General features: G+C 72.2%; 18 protein-coding genes. 7 read left to right on the top strand and 11 right to left on the bottom strand.

Annotated elements, in window-relative coordinates; translation table 11 throughout:
* Positions 1 to 24 precede the first annotated feature (24 nt).
* Positions 25 to 525, bottom strand: a complete 501-nt coding sequence (locus tag OG202_RS01870) for a hypothetical protein (RefSeq protein WP_327731794.1) — start codon at positions 523 to 525, stop codon at positions 25 to 27.
* 436 nt (positions 526 to 961) lie between these two features.
* On the opposite strand from OG202_RS01870, the gene mraY reads away from it, so the two are divergent.
* Positions 962 to 2029 (top strand): phospho-N-acetylmuramoyl-pentapeptide-transferase, encoded by a 1068-nt coding sequence (mraY, locus tag OG202_RS01865; protein WP_326573559.1) that lies wholly within the window; start codon positions 962 to 964, stop codon positions 2027 to 2029.
* Positions 2030 to 2203: 174 nt separating this feature from the next.
* Here mraY and OG202_RS01860 read toward each other — a convergent pair whose 3' ends face one another.
* From OG202_RS01860 to OG202_RS01845, 4 genes are all read right to left on the bottom strand, one after another.
* On the bottom strand, positions 2204 to 2596 hold the full coding sequence (locus tag OG202_RS01860) for an SgcJ/EcaC family oxidoreductase (protein ID WP_327731795.1): 393 nt from the start codon (positions 2594 to 2596) through the stop codon (positions 2204 to 2206).
* Positions 2597 to 2947: 351 nt separating this feature from the next.
* Positions 2948 to 3484, bottom strand: a complete 537-nt coding sequence (locus tag OG202_RS01855) for a GNAT family N-acetyltransferase (protein ID WP_326573556.1) — start codon at positions 3482 to 3484, stop codon at positions 2948 to 2950.
* 272 nt (positions 3485 to 3756) lie between these two features.
* Complete coding sequence (locus OG202_RS01850; RefSeq protein WP_328222213.1) at positions 3757 to 4296, bottom strand: DUF6624 domain-containing protein; 540 nt, start codon at positions 4294 to 4296, stop codon at positions 3757 to 3759.
* 14 nt (positions 4297 to 4310) lie between these two features.
* Entirely contained in the window at positions 4311 to 4556 is a 246-nt protein-coding gene (locus OG202_RS01845; protein WP_327731796.1) for a hypothetical protein, read from the bottom strand.
* Positions 4557 to 4813: 257 nt separating this feature from the next.
* On the opposite strand from OG202_RS01845, the gene OG202_RS01840 reads away from it, so the two are divergent.
* Positions 4814 to 5689, top strand: coding sequence for an SDR family NAD(P)-dependent oxidoreductase (locus OG202_RS01840; protein WP_328222211.1), 876 nt, complete (start codon positions 4814 to 4816; stop codon positions 5687 to 5689).
* A 29-nt stretch (positions 5690 to 5718) separates the two neighbouring features.
* On the opposite strand, the gene OG202_RS01835 is transcribed toward OG202_RS01840, so the two are convergent.
* Positions 5719 to 7131, bottom strand: coding sequence for a hypothetical protein (locus OG202_RS01835; RefSeq protein ID WP_328222209.1), 1413 nt, complete (start codon positions 7129 to 7131; stop codon positions 5719 to 5721).
* 303 nt (positions 7132 to 7434) lie between these two features.
* On the opposite strand from OG202_RS01835, the gene OG202_RS01830 reads away from it, so the two are divergent.
* From OG202_RS01830 to OG202_RS01810, 5 genes are all read left to right on the top strand, one after another.
* Entirely contained in the window at positions 7435 to 8256 is an 822-nt protein-coding gene (locus tag OG202_RS01830) for a helix-turn-helix domain-containing protein (protein WP_326585474.1), read from the top strand.
* A 2-nt stretch (positions 8257 to 8258) separates the two neighbouring features.
* Complete coding sequence (locus OG202_RS01825; protein ID WP_326573551.1) at positions 8259 to 8510, top strand: DUF397 domain-containing protein; 252 nt, start codon at positions 8259 to 8261, stop codon at positions 8508 to 8510.
* A 302-nt stretch (positions 8511 to 8812) separates the two neighbouring features.
* Entirely contained in the window at positions 8813 to 9307 is a 495-nt protein-coding gene (locus OG202_RS01820; protein WP_326573548.1) for a hypothetical protein, read from the top strand.
* Positions 9308 to 9341: 34 nt separating this feature from the next.
* Complete coding sequence (locus OG202_RS01815; RefSeq protein ID WP_326573547.1) at positions 9342 to 10151, top strand: SAM-dependent methyltransferase; 810 nt, start codon at positions 9342 to 9344, stop codon at positions 10149 to 10151.
* 89 nt (positions 10152 to 10240) lie between these two features.
* The gene (locus tag OG202_RS01810) at positions 10241 to 10663 is read left to right on the top strand and encodes a MarR family winged helix-turn-helix transcriptional regulator (protein ID WP_326573545.1); all 423 of its coding nucleotides are present in this window, start codon (positions 10241 to 10243) and stop codon (positions 10661 to 10663) included.
* Here OG202_RS01810 and OG202_RS01805 read toward each other — a convergent pair.
* From OG202_RS01805 to OG202_RS01785, 5 genes are read right to left on the bottom strand one after another with little or no spacing between them, the layout of a single operon-like run.
* Positions 10660 to 12405: a PP2C family protein-serine/threonine phosphatase gene (locus OG202_RS01805; RefSeq protein ID WP_328222208.1), complete on the bottom strand. Its 1746-nt coding sequence runs from the start codon at positions 12403 to 12405 to the stop codon at positions 10660 to 10662. The genes OG202_RS01810 and OG202_RS01805 overlap by 4 nt on opposite strands.
* The gene (locus OG202_RS01800) at positions 12402 to 13472 is read right to left on the bottom strand and encodes an ATP-binding SpoIIE family protein phosphatase (protein ID WP_326573541.1); all 1071 of its coding nucleotides are present in this window, start codon (positions 13470 to 13472) and stop codon (positions 12402 to 12404) included. Before OG202_RS01800 ends, OG202_RS01805 begins: the two co-directional genes overlap by 4 nt.
* Positions 13472 to 13912: an anti-sigma regulatory factor gene (locus tag OG202_RS01795; protein ID WP_326585473.1), complete on the bottom strand. Its 441-nt coding sequence runs from the start codon at positions 13910 to 13912 to the stop codon at positions 13472 to 13474. Before OG202_RS01795 ends, OG202_RS01800 begins: the two co-directional genes overlap by 1 nt.
* Positions 13912 to 14352, bottom strand: a complete 441-nt coding sequence (locus OG202_RS01790; protein WP_326573539.1) for an STAS domain-containing protein — start codon at positions 14350 to 14352, stop codon at positions 13912 to 13914. Before OG202_RS01790 ends, OG202_RS01795 begins: the two co-directional genes overlap by 1 nt.
* Positions 14349 to 15248, bottom strand: coding sequence for an STAS domain-containing protein (locus OG202_RS01785; RefSeq protein ID WP_326573537.1), 900 nt, complete (start codon positions 15246 to 15248; stop codon positions 14349 to 14351). Before OG202_RS01785 ends, OG202_RS01790 begins: the two co-directional genes overlap by 4 nt.
* Positions 15249 to 15278: the final 30 nt, after the last annotated feature.

Here is a 15278-nt window from a genome sequence, read left to right as displayed (position 1 = left end):
CGCCCGCGCGGGGCCGCGCGGGCGTCACGGCCGGGCGTACTCCAGACGGACCGTGGTGGCGAGGCGGGCCAGGGCCTCCTCGGCCCCCTCGCGGTCGGTCTTGTCGAGCAGGGCGAGGGCGTCGGCGGCGGCCACGCGGACCCGCTGCGGCACCTCGTCGAGTGCGGCCATGCGGTAGGCGATGGTGCGGCGGGCCGCCCGCTCCTCGGGGCTGACGCCGTTCGGCCCGGTACGCGGGAAGACGGCGGCCTCGTAGGCGGTCACATGGATGAGCACGCCGTGCGCGATGCCCTCGGCGTAGCCCCGCTGACCGGCCTGCCGCTGGGCCATGGCGAAGTGCGCCATGGCCCGCCGCCGCACGACGAGCGAGCCCACCATGCCGACGAGCCCGGCGCACATGGCCGCTCCCAGGGCGACGAGACCGCCGCCGATCAGCGCGCCGATCAGGGCACCGCCCGCCATCAGCAGACAGGTCAGCCCGGTGGTCAGCATCAGCAGGGCGCGCGCGGGAGTGAAGGAGGCCATGACGTGCAGTGTCTCAGCCCTGGCCGGGTGCCCGAGCGGTGGGCCGGTGGGGGCGGCGGCCATGCGGTCCGTGCCGGACGGCCGGTCGGCGCCCGTGGTGACGGGTCACTCGCCGCCGGAGGGGTCCGGATGTTCCCCGCGGGACAGCCAGGTCGTGAGCACCGTTTCGGGTGACTCGGCCTCGGCCGACGTCAGCAGATCCGGCAGCCGGTGTTCGTTCCGCGCAGGTGCTCGGACTCGAAAGGAGCGGAGTAGTACCGGCGATCGCGCCGCGGACATCGCGCGATGCCACCCGCTCGCATTCCTCGGTCTCGCCGCCAACTACCCTCCGCCGTACGAAGATCAGGTGTCTGCATAGGGTGGGGCCCGTGAGAACCAGCGACACCGGTGAGGCAGTCGCGTATCCGAACGCGACCGAGGGGGAGACCGCCGTCCGATGAACCAGATCCTGTACGCCGGGGCCATCGGCCTGTTCCTGACGCTGATCGGCACACCGCTGCTGATCAAGTTGCTGGCCCGAAAGGGCTATGGGCAGTTCATCCGTGACGACGGCCCACGCGGCCACGCCGGCAAGCGCGGGACGCCCACGATGGGCGGTATCGCCTTCATCCTGGCCACCCTCGTGGCCTACGCCTCGACCAAAATCATCACCGGTGAGAGCCCGACGTACCCCGGTGCCCTGGTGCTCTTCCTGATGGCGGGCATGGGCGTGGTCGGGTTCCTCGACGACTACATCAAGATCGTGAAGCGGCGCTCGCTGGGGCTGCGGGCCGGGGCGAAGATGGCCGGTCAGCTGATCGTCGGCATCGTGTTCGCCCTTCTCGCCATCCGGTTCGCGGACGACCGGGGCCAGACGCCGGCCTCCCTGAAGCTGTCGTTCGTCACCGACTTCGGCTGGACCATCGGGCCGGTGCTGTTCGTCGTATGGGCCCTGTTCATGATCCTGGCCATGTCGAACGGGGTGAACCTGACCGACGGTCTGGACGGGCTCGCCACCGGCGCGTCGGTCATGGTCTTCGGCGGCTACACCTTCATCGGTCTGTGGCAGTTCCAGAACTCGTGCGCCAACGCCATGGAACTCACCGACCCCGCCTCCTGCATAGAGGTGCGCGATCCGCTCGACCTCGCGGTCGTCGCCGCCGCGCTGATGGGAGCCTGCTTCGGGTTCCTCTGGTGGAACACCTCGCCCGCCAAGATCTTCATGGGCGACACCGGGTCCCTGGCGCTCGGCGGCGCCCTCGCCGGCCTCGCCATCTGCTCCCGCACCGAACTGCTTCTCGCCATCCTCGGCGGGCTGTTCGTCCTGATCACGCTGTCGGTCGTCATCCAGGTCGGCTCGTTCAAACTGACCGGCAAGCGGGTCTTCCGCATGGCCCCGCTCCAGCACCACTTCGAGCTCAAGGGCTGGTCCGAGGTCCTGGTCGTGGTCCGCTTCTGGACCATCCAGGGCATCTGCGTGATCGCCGGCCTCGGTCTGTTCTACGCGGGATGGGCCGCGGGCTGAGACGGACGACTGCCCGGTGAGGTGCCGGCCGCCGCGCGTACACCTCGGTCCCGATCTTCCACGGGGTCGGCCAGGCCGCACACGAGTCTGGCGGCCCGGCCGTACCTCTGAAGAAGACCGACAGTCAGGCCGCCCGTCTGCGCGAGGGCTCACGCGGCGGACGGCCACCCCGTCCTACTCCGACCGGACTTCGGTGTTCTGGCAGGCGTGCAACAGCCAGGTGCCGTCATCCTGCTTGGTCATGACGTAGAGCGGGGCGCCCTCTGTGTCACCCTCTGCCGAGTGGTAGACCTGCCGCACCTTGACGGCTGCCACGTCGGGCCGCAGGAACTGCGTGTGGATCGCCTCGTACGTGACCTCGCCGTCCCAGCCGGCGCCGGGCAGCACGGCACGGGTGAACTCGGCGATGGCGTCGAACCCGACCAGGACCTTGCCATGGCCGGTCGTCCAAAGGGCCTCGGGGTGGAAGAGCGCGAGGAATCCCTCGGCGTCTCTGGCGCGCTGGGTGCGTTCGACGGTGGCCACGACCTCTTCGATGGCCTTGATATCTGCGGCTTCGGTGTTCATGCAGATCACTCTGCGACCTCAAGCGAACTTGAGGTCAAGGCCACCGTCGGGATCGCCCGGACAGGTCCCAGGCGTCGCGCGGCCCCCGTTGGGCCTGCCGGTCCGCCGCCCGGAGGACAAGGACAAGGTCGGCCACATGATGCTCCGTCCGCACGCCGACGGACCGGCGGCGGCCCGGTCCATCGGCGATGCCGCCCAACGAACAGTCGGCGTCTGCCAGTTGACGCAGACCGTCTGTTCCCTGGTCGAAGTCGGCCTGGGCGTCGTCCTTTCTTCCTTGCCCCGGTCGGCATGGGACGCATCCGACGCCAGGGCGTCGGGAGGAAGCCCGGCGAGCCGAGCCCGCCTGCGCTACGAGGTGCTCACCGCCAGCCGGAACACCACGTTCCGCCGCAGTGGCCCCTCCGGCACGGTCGGGTCGTCGAAGTCGTCGGCCGGGTCTCGGGTCATGCCGAGGCGGCGCATCACCGCCCGGGAGCGGAGGTTGGTGGCGGTGGTCACCGCGAGGATCTCCGGGAGCCGGAGGTGGTCGAAGCCGAAGTGCACGACGGCCCGCGCGGCCTCGGTGGCGTAACCGTGGCCCCACGCGGTACGCGCCAGCCGCCAGCCCGCCTCCACTCCGGAGAACGGCATGCCCTCGTCCACCGGATCCAGTCCGGCGAAACCGATGAACTCGCCCGTGGCCCGCACCTCCACCGCCCACCAGCCCCAGCCCCGTCGGTCCAGGTCGGCCTGGAAGCTCGCGGTGGACGCCGCGCTCTGCTCGCTCGTGAGGACGCCCGGAAAGTACTTCCGCACCTCCGGATCGGCGTTCAGGGCCGCCCAGGGGACGAGGTCGGACTCCCGCCAGTCGCGCAGGAGAAGACGATCGGTTCGCAGTTCGGACATCGCGCCAACGTAACGCGATCACGGGACGGGAGCGATCGGATATCCGAGCCGGAAACGGCGGAGCGCCCTCGGCGCCGGACGAACACCGCGCCGCCGCCATCACCCCGACCGACCTGACCGACGACCGATCTCATCGCGGTCGACGACATCCTGCCCCCACGGCGTTCCGGCGCCCGTTGCGCCGAGGCCTCCTCACCCGGATCCGACGACCTGGGGACTCCTCGGGTCGAATCCACCCCGCCGTCGAACCCGCAGCGGGTCGAGCCCCTTGCCTACAGCCCGCCGCTCGCACCCAACCCGCACCGCACCGCCCGCAGATGTTCGGCGAGGGGGCCGAGGCCCACGTCGTGGCGGCGTTCGTCGACCGTCTCCGGGTGGCGGACGGGGTACGGGAAGAGGGTGCCGGGGTTGATGCGGGTGCCGTAGAACTGGGGCTGGTTCAGGGCTACGGCGCAGTGGTCGGCGATGTAGGCGTGGTGCACGGCCGGGCAGCGGCCGTCCGCGACGGCCTCGGCGATCAGGTCGCGGCAGGTGAGCTGGAAGCCGAGGTCGGGGGAGTGCAGAAGGATCATCAGGGCCGCCGTGGAGGCGGGTTCGCCGACGGACTCGGCGGTGGGCCAGCCGTGGCGGCCGACGATCGCGCGCAGGGCGTTCCCGTTGCCGGCGCGGCACGCGGCGATACGGTCGCGGGCCCCCGCGGTGGGTGTGGAGCGGGCTTCGTGGGCAAGCCGCCGCTCGTCCTCGGCCCGGCGGATCAGCTCGGCGGCGAGCACCCGTGCGCGGGGCGGCGCGGTGTCGGAGGTGGGTTCCACGGCAGGGGCGCCCTTCACATCGGCTCCCCGGCGGCGAGCGAGAACCACACCGTCCCGCCCACGTCACCCGGTTCCGGTGGATCGGTACCCCGGTCGTCGCCCGGCGCGGCGACGACACACAGCCCGCGTCCCGACTCGGCGACCGGGCCCACGGTCCGTGACGGGGGCGACCCGGGCGAGGGCTCGGCGAACGTCACGCGCAGGTCGCGCCCGGCGCGTACCGCCCTCGGGAAGAGGCGGGGTCTCCTGAGGGGGATCAAGGCAGCCTCACCCCGCCCAGTGGTCGGTCGGCCCCGCCGGACGGGGCGTCAAGGACGCTCCACCCGGGGTCGTGTGCCGCTGCGGCAGGGATCCGTCGGCGGGATGTGCCGACACTGACCGCCGTCATCGAGTGTCCTCCGAGTCCTTGGGGGTGCTGTTGTCGAAGACAACAGCACCGGGCACACACATCACCAGGTGGTGGAGGGGTTGTGCAGTTGCGGGCGGGTAGTGGCGCGCGCTGTATAGGTTCCCGACCATGGTGAACGTCGACGAGAACCCGCTGCTTGGCGAGCGGTACGTCCCGGCCGGCTGGCCCGGCATGCGCGGCAAGAGGGTGGTGGTCACCGGGGGCAGCCGGGGTCTGGGCGCGGACGTCGTACGGCTTCTGCTCGCCGAGGGCGCCCGGGTGGCGACCTGCGCGCGGGAGGAGGCGGGGCTGAGGGCATTGGGCGACTCCTTGACGGGGGAGGAGCGGGACCGGCTCTTCACCGATCGACTCGACGTCACCGAGCCCGGACGACTGGAGGACTTCGTCACGGCAGCGACGAAACGTTTCGGCGCAGATGGAGGCGACGGAGTCGATGTACTCGATGGAGTCGACGGGCTCGACGGCCTCGTGGCCTGTGTGGGCGGCTCCCGAGGTGGCGCCTTCGAACAGGCGGACGGCGCCGACTGGGCGGCGACCTGGGAACTGAACGTAGGGCACACCGCCCGTCTCGTCCGTGCCGCGCTGCCGTGTCTGCGCGCGGCCGGCGGCGGTTCGATCGTGCTGATCGGCTCGATCTCGGGCTGGAAGCCGGGGCCGCCCGCCCAGTACGGCGTGGCGAAGAGCGCCCTGATCCACCTGGCCGCCTCCCTGGCCCGCGAGCTGGGCCCGGACCGCATCCGCGTCAACGCCGTGTCACCGGGCTCGATGCTGACCCCGGGCCGGCGCTGGGACCGTATGCGCCGCGAGGACCCGCAGGCGTACGACGCCTTCGTCGGGGCGGAGCTGCCGACCGGTGCCCCCGTCAGCCCGCACGAGGTGGCGCGCACGGTGGTGTTCCTGCTCTCCGACTGGGCCACCGGCGTCTCCGGCGCCCACCTGCCCGTGGACCGGGCCCAGAACGCGCCCTCGCCGGACGGCTATTGAGGCAGTCCTGGGCCGAAGCGGTCCCACCGTCAGGCCGCCGCCCCCAGCACCATCCGCGACCGGCGTTCGAAGTCCGCCACGAGGGGCTCGTGGCGGCGGGACGCCAGTCGGCCCCGGAAGTCGCGGAGGGCCTGGATGGACCGTTCGCTGTGCACACCGCTGAGCGCTTCGAGCGCGTCGGTGGCCGTGGCGATGGCTTCGTCGAGGCGGTTCTGCTGGAGATGGGCGGTCGCGAGGACCGACCGGCTGATGGCCTGGCGCCGACGGCGGTCGGCGTGGGCTCGCACCGACTCGCGCGCGGTGTGCTCGGCCTGCGCGGCGAGGCCCAGGTCGCGGAAGCAGACGGCGGACTCGGCCTGGAGATAGTGGTGGTCGAGGAACCGGACCCAGGGCGACTCCTGGGCGGCACCCCGGCTCGCGTCGAGCTGCTTCTCGGCGGCGCGCAGCGCCTCGGCGGTCTCGCGGGGCCGGCCCAGCGCCGCGTGTCCGCGCGCGGACATGGCGTGCAGCCGCATCAGGCCGAGGGGGCTGCCCGCGTCCTTGGCGGTGGCGACCCCGGCCCGGGCCAGGGCCACGCCCTCGTCGGGGCGGCCCAGGCTGGTCGCCAGATGGGACAGCCCGGCCAGGATCTGCCCGCCCAGCACATGGTCGCGGCCCTCCGCGCAGAGCCGGAGCCCCTGCGTCATGTACCGCTGGGCCAGGCCGTACTCCCCGGCGTCGTACGAGCTCCAGCCCGCCATGGCGGCGAGCCGGGCGGCGGCGGCGAACAGCTCGCGCCGGTGGTGCGGCGGCATGCCGCGCTGCTGGAGCAGGGGGACGACCTCGGTGGTGAGGTACTGCACGATGCTCGTGCGGATACCGCCGCCCCCGTAGTGGTTGTCCATCTCGTCGAACATGCGGAGCATCGCGTGGACCTGCTCCACCGGCCCGCCACCCGACACCGGTGCGAGGCGGGGGGCGTCCCGGCTCTCCACCAGCCACAGCAGCCAGGCCCGCTGAGGGTTCGTCAGGGCTCCCGGAACGAACGGCACCGAACCGAGCAGACTGCGCCGCGCGATGTCGGTGGAGCCCAGCTCGGCCAGGGTGTGCAGCGTCTCCGCCACGTTCTCGACGTACATCAACGCCCGTCCCGTCACCGGTCGTCCGCGATCGAGCGGGAAACCGAGGTCGGCCGGAGTGAGCGCGCGGCCCAGCCGTTCGCCGAGGACCGCGGCGATCAACTCCGGTGTGTTGCCACGTGGTTGCTGGCCCTGGAGCCAGCGGGTGACGGAGGCCTTGTCGTAGCAGGTCTCCGTGCCCTGGCAGCGGCCCAGTTCATTGACCCGGAGGGCGAGGGACGCGTACGAGCAGCCCGCCTCCTTCAAAGCCGTCGCCAGCGGCTTGTTGGGCCCGCCGGTCCCCTTGACCGGGCTCCTTGGTAATCCGTTCGTCACGGCGGCCATCCAGATGTCGCATCGTGTCGGCGCACGGCTTGACCCGCGCCCGCCGTGGCGCCAACTCCTGGGCGGGCCGGAGGAGTTCGAGGGACGCTGCCCGCGATGTGCGGCAGGTCGCTCGATCACTATGGTGGCCGAACAACGCAGCCCGCAACCTGCGTTCTGATAATTTCAGAATGAACGGCGAGAGCCTGTCCGTGTCAACGGATCGCGTGGCACACTGCACGCTGTGAATCCCGCCCGGGGAGGTTGCACGTGAGTGAGACCCGCTCAGGAGGGAGCGCTCCTGCGGCGCCCACGGTCCTGCGCATGGTCCTCGGCAAAAGGCTCCGCCAGCTGCGGGAGCAGGCCGGAGTCTCCTTCGACGACGCCGCCCGCGCCATCGAGGTCACCGCCCTGACCGTCCGCCGCATGGAGAAGGCCGAGGTCGGTCTCCGTATCCCCTACGTGAAGGAGCTGCTACGCACCTACGGGGTCTCCGGCACCGAGATCGAGGGCTTCCTCTCCCTAGCCCGTGAGGCCAACCAGCCCGGCTGGTGGCACAAGTTCCGCGACGTGCTGCCGGAGTGGTTCAGCGCGTACGTGAGCCTGGAGAGCGAAGCCGCTGTCATCCGGCTCTACGAACCCCAGTACGTCCCCGGTCTGTTGCAGACCCACGACTACGCCGCCGCCCTCATCCGGGTCGGCTTCCCCAACGCGAGCCCCGAGGAGGTCGAGCGCCACGTCGAGCTGCGCCTCAGGCGCCAGGACCTGCTGGTCAAACCCGAGGCACCGGCCGTCTGGGCCATCCTCGACGAGACCGTACTGCGCCGGCCGGTGGGCGGCCCCGAGGTCATGCGGGCCCAGATCGACCGGCTCGTCGAGGCGACGGAACGGCCCAAGGTCAGGATCCAGATCATGCGGTTCGCGGCCGGACCCCACCCGGGGGCGTACGGCCCCTTCCACTACTTCCGCTTCGGCTTCTCCGAACTCCCCGACATCGTCTACACCGAGGGCCTCGCGGGCGCCCAGTACGTCGACCAGCCCGTGGACGTCGTGACCTATCTGGAGGTACTGGACCGGATGTCCGTGCAGGCGGAACCGGTGGCCCGGACCAGGGACATCCTGGCGGCACTACGCAAGGAGTTGTGAACATGGCAAGGACACCCGACGGCCCCGTCCACAGCGGCATGCCCGCTCCCGAACTCGGCGCCGAGGGCTGGCGCAAACCCTGGAGCGGCACCAACGGCGGTTCCTGCGTCGAGGCCAAGCGCCTGCCCGACGGCAGTGTCGCCTTCCGCCAGTCCACCGACCCGGACGGCCCCGCCCTCGTCTACTCACGGGAGGAGATGGTGGCGTTCCTGGAGGGCGCCAAGGCCGGCGAGGCCGACTTCCTCATCGCCTGAGGCCGCCGCTCCACCGCACCCGACGGCCCCGCGGACGCTCCGCTCGACCTGACGGCCGATACGGTCGCCGCGCGGATCACTACGCCCGCACAACCGGACAACCCGTACACGCACTCCCGTCACCTGTCGGCCGCGCCCAGACTGGGGTCACCTCCGGGCCGCGCACGGGTCCGGGAGGCCGACACCCGCCGCGCACCACCCGAAGGGAGCGGCATGCGTACGCCGCCTCGTGTCCCGGGTCGAGCCATGCCGTCCGCCGGACACGCCGGCCGCCCCGGCCGGGCCGCTCCCGAGGGGCGGGGATGACCTCGCCCCCGACGCTCACCCGGTATCGGACCCTGATCATCGAGGGGCACGAAGGACCCGGCCGGACCCAGCTGGTCGCCGAGCTGGCCCAACTCGGCTTCGAGGTCCGCCACATGCCGACGTCCCTCCACCACCTGGACCCGGCCCTGCCCTACCGCGAACTCCTCGCCGGGCCCGGACGCCTGGCCGTCGACGGGAACCTCATCGCGGAACTCGTCCACGGGCCGCTGTGCCGGGGCCGCTCCCGGGTCACCTGGATGCAGGCCCTGGATCTCGCCGACGCCGTGGCCGAACGCGACGGAGCCATGCTCCACCTGACCACGTCCGAGGCCACGGAGGCCGCCACCGCCTACGCCCGGGTGTTCCGCACCCTCGCCCAGCATGTGCCGGTGGTGACCCTCGATGTCGGCGAGTCGGGCGGCCCCATCCGTGCTCCCGCTTCTCGTTCATCACAACTCTGGCGAAACGCACGGCAGTTGACGATAGGTTAGCGACGACCACGCGATGTGAGGCAGGAGAGTTCCCATGGCAGACGGCCACCCCACTCCCGATCAGGAAGCCCTGTCGAAGATCGACACCACGGTGCCGCACTCGGCCCGCATCTGGAACTACTGGATGGGCGGCAAGGACAACTACGAGGTCGACCGCGAGGCGGGCGACGCCTACCGCGAGATCGCCCCCAACATCGAGACGATGGCCCGCGCCTCCCGCGTCTACCTCATCCGCACGGTCACCTTCGTGGCCCGCGAGCGCGGAATCCGCCAGTTCCTGGACATCGGCACCGGCCTTCCGACGTACGACAACACCCACCAGGTGGCCCAGAAGGTCGCCCCGGAGTCCCGCATCGTCTACGTCGACAACGACCCGCTGGTGCTGCGGCACGCGCAGGCGCTGCTCACCAGCACACCCGAAGGGGTCACCGACTACGTCGACGCCGACCTGCACGACCCCGACACCATCCTCGAGGCCGCCGGGAAGATCCTCGACTTCAGCAAGCCCGTGGCGCTGATGCTGATGGGCATCCTCGGTCACATCCAGGACTACGAGGAGGCCAAGGACATCGTCCGCCGCCTCCAGGCCGCCCTGCCGCCGGGCAGTTATTTCGTCCACTACGACAGCACGGACACGGACGCCGAACTCAAGCGCGCCCAGGACGGCTACGACGACACCGGCGCCGTCCCGTACGTCCTGCGCAGCCCCCGGCAGCTGCACGCCTACTACGAGGGCCTGGAGCTGCTGGAGCCCGGTATCGTGTCCTGCCCGCTGTGGCGTCCGGAGCCGGGCACGGACCCGGAGCCGACGGACGTGTACGGGGGAGTGGCCTACAAGGCGTAGCGGCGCCGGCCCGGCGCGGGAGACCTGGGCGGTCGGTGAGCATCCGGTGACTGCCGTGTACTCCCGGGCACTTCGGGTAGGCCCCCCGCATGACCGGCCCCGCCGACTTCGACCGGCAGGTTCTCGACGCCGTGGAGAACCTGGTGCCGCTCTGGTTCTCGGCAGTCGAGGACGTCACGCCGCGGCTGTCCCCGAGACAGATACTGGCGCTCAGAGCGGTGCGCCATCGTCCCGAGCTGAACCTGACCGCCCTGGCGGAGCAGCTCGCCGTCGGCCTGCCCACGGCCAGTCGGCTCTGCGACCGGCTCGAAGCGGCCGGTCTGCTCCAGCGGTACGTCCGGCTCGACGACCGGCGCGAGGTGCGCCTGGTGCTGACGGAGGGCGGGCACGGGTTCCTCGCGGACGTCACCGAGCGTCTGTCCGCGCGTCTCGGCGACGTCCTGGCGGCGATGCCGCCGGCGCGACGCGCGCGTGTCGAGCAGGTGTTGCGGGCCCTGGGGGGATCCGGTTAGGCGAGCTGCGCCGTGACACGCCCCGCGGCACTGTGCACATGGCAGAGCAGCAGGCACACGTCGTCCTCGTGCTCGTCGTCCAGCAAGGGGTGGAGGAGCTGGTCGGCGGATTCCTCGAGGTCGTCGTCGAGCGTGGCGGGCGGCAGCCCCCCGAGGACCGTGGCCAACTGTTCGATGCCCGGGTCGATGCCCTGGGCACGGCGTTCCACCAGCCCGTCCGTGTAGAGCGCCAGGGTCGAGCCGGGCGGCAGCGGGGCGGTGTGGTCGGCGATCTCCTGGTGGAGGGGGATGCCGAGCATCGCGCCGGGCTTGGCGTCCAGGATCCGCACCTCCCCGTCGGGTGAGCGCAGCACCGGCGGCGGATGTCCCGCGGCGGCCCAGGTGAGGGTGGGTTCGTGCGGATGGAACCGGGCTATGACGGCGGTGGCGTACAGGTCGGGCTGCAGATGGTGCAGGAACAGATGGAGGTGGGTGAGGAGCTGACCGGGGGTCTTGCCGTCGACCGCGTAGGCGCGCAGCGCGGTGCGCAGCTGGCTCATCATCACCGCGGCGTGCAGACCGTGCCCGGTGACGTCGCCGATCACGGTGATCAGGCCGCCGTCGGGCTGGCGGAAGGCGTCGTACCAGTCGCCGCCGATGTTCAGGCCCCGGGTGGCCGGCAGATAGCGCGCGGCCAGCCGTAGCCCCGGGGTGGTGGGCAGCTCGGTGAGCAGGGCCCGTTGCAGGGTCTCGGCGATGTCGCGGTTGTGCTCGAAGCGCCGGGCGTTCTCCAGGGCGACACCGGCCCGCCGGGCAAGCTCGATCAGCATGAAGGCGTCGTCGGCGTCCCAGCGCTCGTCATGGGGCGGTGACAGCGTCAGCACGCCCAGGGGCGCGCCCCGGGTCATCAGGGGCACGCACAGCAGTGGCCGGGCGGGGTCGAGCGCCGAGGGCGGCTGGTCGTCGACTCCGGGGAGGCCGCCGGGGTGGTCGGCGGCGTACTGGGGGCGCCCGCGGCGGGCCGCGACGACGGCGGCGGCCGGACGGGGGCCGCCGCGGGCCACGTCGCTTTCCCCGTCGAACAGCCATACGTCGGCGGTGCGGGCGTACCGGGGCACCAGGAGGGTGGGCAGCAGCCGCATGATCGCGTCGGGGTTGAGGGACGCGGTCAGGGCGGCGCTGGCGTCGGCGAGGAAGGTCAGACGGCCCCGCGCGTTCTCGGCCTCCTTGCGGGCCTTCTGCTCGGCGGCGAAGAGGTCGCGCTGCGCACGCCCGGCAGCGTCCAGTTCGGCGTGCAGGGCGAGGACGCCCTGGTTGGTCTGGTGGAGCTCCTCGCGGTGGAACGCGACCAGCGCCTCCTGCTCGTCGAGCTTCTCCAGCAGCAGCGCGGTGTCCTCGTCGGCCCCGAACAGGGCCTCCGCGAGCGTCGTCGGATCACCGGACACGTACTCGCTGTCCGGCAGTCGGCCCTCCTCCGAGCAGGCGACCGTCAGCCGCCAGGGCTGCCGGAACTCGCCCGGCCGCCGGTTCGGCGACGTCACCTCGACCAGGAACCGGGTACCGCCGGGCCGCGCCGTGGTGACCCGCGTGGTCAGCAGCCACGCGCCTCCCTTGGTGAGGCACTGCCGCAGCTGCGCGGTGAGCATGGACACCAGCCGGGCCCGGTCGGTCGGGGAGACGCCGTGCGCGGTGGCCAGCCGTGCGGTGGCGATACGGGCCCGGGCGGCGTCGGTGACGGAACTGACATGCCAGGTACGGGTCATGGAAGGTGGTCCGGCGGGGAGGGGCTCAGTACGGCGACGGTGGTGTCGTCGCGTACCGGCCGGGCGGGGCTGCTCGCGTCGCGCACGATCACGGCGGCGATCACAGCGGGGTCGAGGGAGGGGCTGTGGGCGGCGGGCCCCGGACTCCAGCGGCTGGGCAGGCCGTCGCTGTGCAGCACGAGCAGGCAGTCGTCCTCCCAGGCCGCCTCGTGCTGCGGGAGATGGGCGGCCCGATGGGCGCCGACTATGCCGGGCCGCGACAGCAACGGCTGCCAGTCCGCGCCGGTGCGCAGCCGGGCGCCGATGTTGCCGATGCCGGAGAACAGCAACCGCCCTGCGCCTACGTCGAGTTGGGCGACGGCGACGGCCGCGCCCCGGGTGTCGCGCAGCGCGCCCTCCAGCCGTCGCAGCAGCTGTGCGGGGGGCAGTTCGGGCGCGCGGTACAGCTGCTCCACGGCCGCCGAGGAGGCCCGCGCCGCCGCCGTGCCGTGGCCCAGGCCGTCGGCGAGCATCAGCGTGGTGAGGTCGCCCGCCTGGACCCAGGCCCAGGCGTCGCCGGAGAACTCCGCTCCCGCGAAGGGCACGTTGACGCCGCCGGCGCGCACGGCCGGTGCGGGGGAGGGGGACGGACCGGAGCGGCGTTCCGGTCGGGCGCCGAGCCGGGCCAGGGCGATGGTGCCCCGGCCGACCGTGCTGTGCAGGTCGAAGTCGTCGGCGACCCGTCGGCAGGTGCCGAGACCGGCGCCGAGCGAGGACGTCGTCGAGAAGCCGTCCCGCAGCGCGCCCGCGACGTCGCGCACCCCCGGCCCGTGGTCGATCGCCACGATCTGCACCATGGGGGCCGCGCCGTCCGCCCGCTCCGGGGCGGGGCGGGAGACGACGTCGAGCAGTATCAGCCCGCCACCGGCGTGCTTGAGCAGATTCGTCGCCAGTTCGGTGGCGACCAGCGCGCAACCGGCGGCACGACTGTCGTCCAGCCCGGCCCGCGCGGCCGCGGCCTCGGCGGCCACCCGGGCGTCGCGCACCCGGGTGGAATCGTGCACCGGAACCTCCCAGACGCGTGGCATCACCGCTCCTCACGCGGGCGCGGCGCACCCGCCGGCCAGGACGTCACCGTGACCGTCGTGCCCGAGCCGGGGCGGCTGTCGATCGCGAACTCGTGGACCAGCCGCCGGGCGCCGCCGAGACCCATCCCCAGGCCCTCGCCGGAGGTGTAGCCGTCGATGAGGGCCTGGTCGAGGTCCGCGATGCCGGGCCCCTCGTCGCTGAACGCCAGCCGAAGCCCCCGTGCGCCGCCCTTGTCCACGGGAGCGCACTCCATCTGGCCCCCGCCTCCGTGGACGAGGGTGTTGCGGGCCAGCTCGCTGGCGGCGGTGACGAGTTTGGTCTGCTCGACCAGACTGAAGCCGAGCTGGGCGGCCGCCTGGCGCACATGCTGACGTACCCACACCAGATCGAGGTCCGAGTGGATCGGCAGGCAGGCGGAGATGCCGCCGGCGGTCTGCATCACGGACTCTCCTGGCGGGCGTGCCCTCGGCGGGAAAAGGTCGGGTCCGGTTCGCCGAGGAGGCGCAGCGCGTCCTCGGTGCTGAGCGCGGTACGCAGCCCCGGCAGGGTCAGACCCAGCTCCACCAGGGTGATCGCCACGGCCGGACGCATGCCCGCCACCACCGTTCCGGCGGCGAGCAGGCTCGTCTGGGCGGCGATGTCGCCGAGCACCCGGCCCAGGAACGAGTCGACCATCTCCACACCGGAGAGGTCGATGACCACGCCCGTGGCGCCGCTGCGCGCGACCGTGTCGCTGATGTCCTGCTGGAGCTGCTCCGCCGCGCCGTCGTGCAGATCGCCCTGGAGCGACACCAGGAGCACGTTGCCGAGCTTGAGCACCGGCACGGGCGCCCCGTACGAGGACGGTCCGCCGTACGCGGCGAAGAGTTCGCCGCTCACCTGTGCCCCGAACCGGTGCCGTCGCGGGACACGATGTCCGTCCCCAGCTTCCGCAACGCGTAGGCCAGGGCGTCCGCGAGGCTGGTGCGGGTGAGCACCGAGCTCAGGTCGATGCCCAGATGGACGATGGTCTGCGCGATCGGCGGCCGGATACCGGAGACGATGCACTCGGCTCCCATCAGCCGCGCCGCCGCCACGGTCTTCATGAGGTGCTGGGCCACCAGGGAGTCGACGGTGGGGACCCCGGTGATGTCCAGGATGGCGAACCGGGCGTGCTGCTCGACGATCGAGTCGAGGAGCCGCTCCATCACCACCTGGCTGCGCGCGCTGTCCAGCGTGCCGATCAGGGGGACGGCGACGATGCCCTCCCACAGGCTGATCACCGGCGTGGCGACCTCCATCAGCTGCAGCCGCTGCCGGTGGATGAGTTCCTCGCCCTCGCTGAGCGCGGTCTCCAGCACCACCAGCCGCAGGGTGCCCATCAGGACCGTCAGGGTCGTGGTGCACTCGCGGAGGTGTGTGGCCGGCGCGGCGGCGAACTCGGCGACGAGGAGTTCGGTGACGGGCGGCCGCAGCGCGTCCACCTCGGCGGAGATCTGCGTCACGGTGGAACCGGCCCGGGCCCGGGAGGCCGCCGTCCGCGCGAGCTGTTCGCGCACCACGTGGAAGCCGCCGGACTCCGCGTCCTCGACGCTGTCCGCGGCGGCCACGGCGGCGAGCGCGTCCACGACGGCCCGGCCCGCCTCCACCGCCTCGTCCCGGGAGTGGGTGAAGACGGTACGGAACAGCGCGGCGTCGGCCCAGCGCTGGGCGATCTGTTCCTGGCGGTTGCGCAGGAAGTCCGCCACTTCCTGCGCCGGTGTCAACTGCTGGCCTGCCGTGTCCTGTTCCGGCACGGGTGTCTCCTCATGTGCTGTCGTGCGCCT

It is taken from the genome of Streptomyces sp. NBC_00310, assembly GCF_036208085.1.
Taxonomy (GTDB): Bacteria; Actinomycetota; Actinomycetes; order Streptomycetales; family Streptomycetaceae; genus Streptomyces.
Note: the sequence above shows the minus strand (reverse complement) of the source record. Positions and strands in the feature narration are given on the sequence as shown.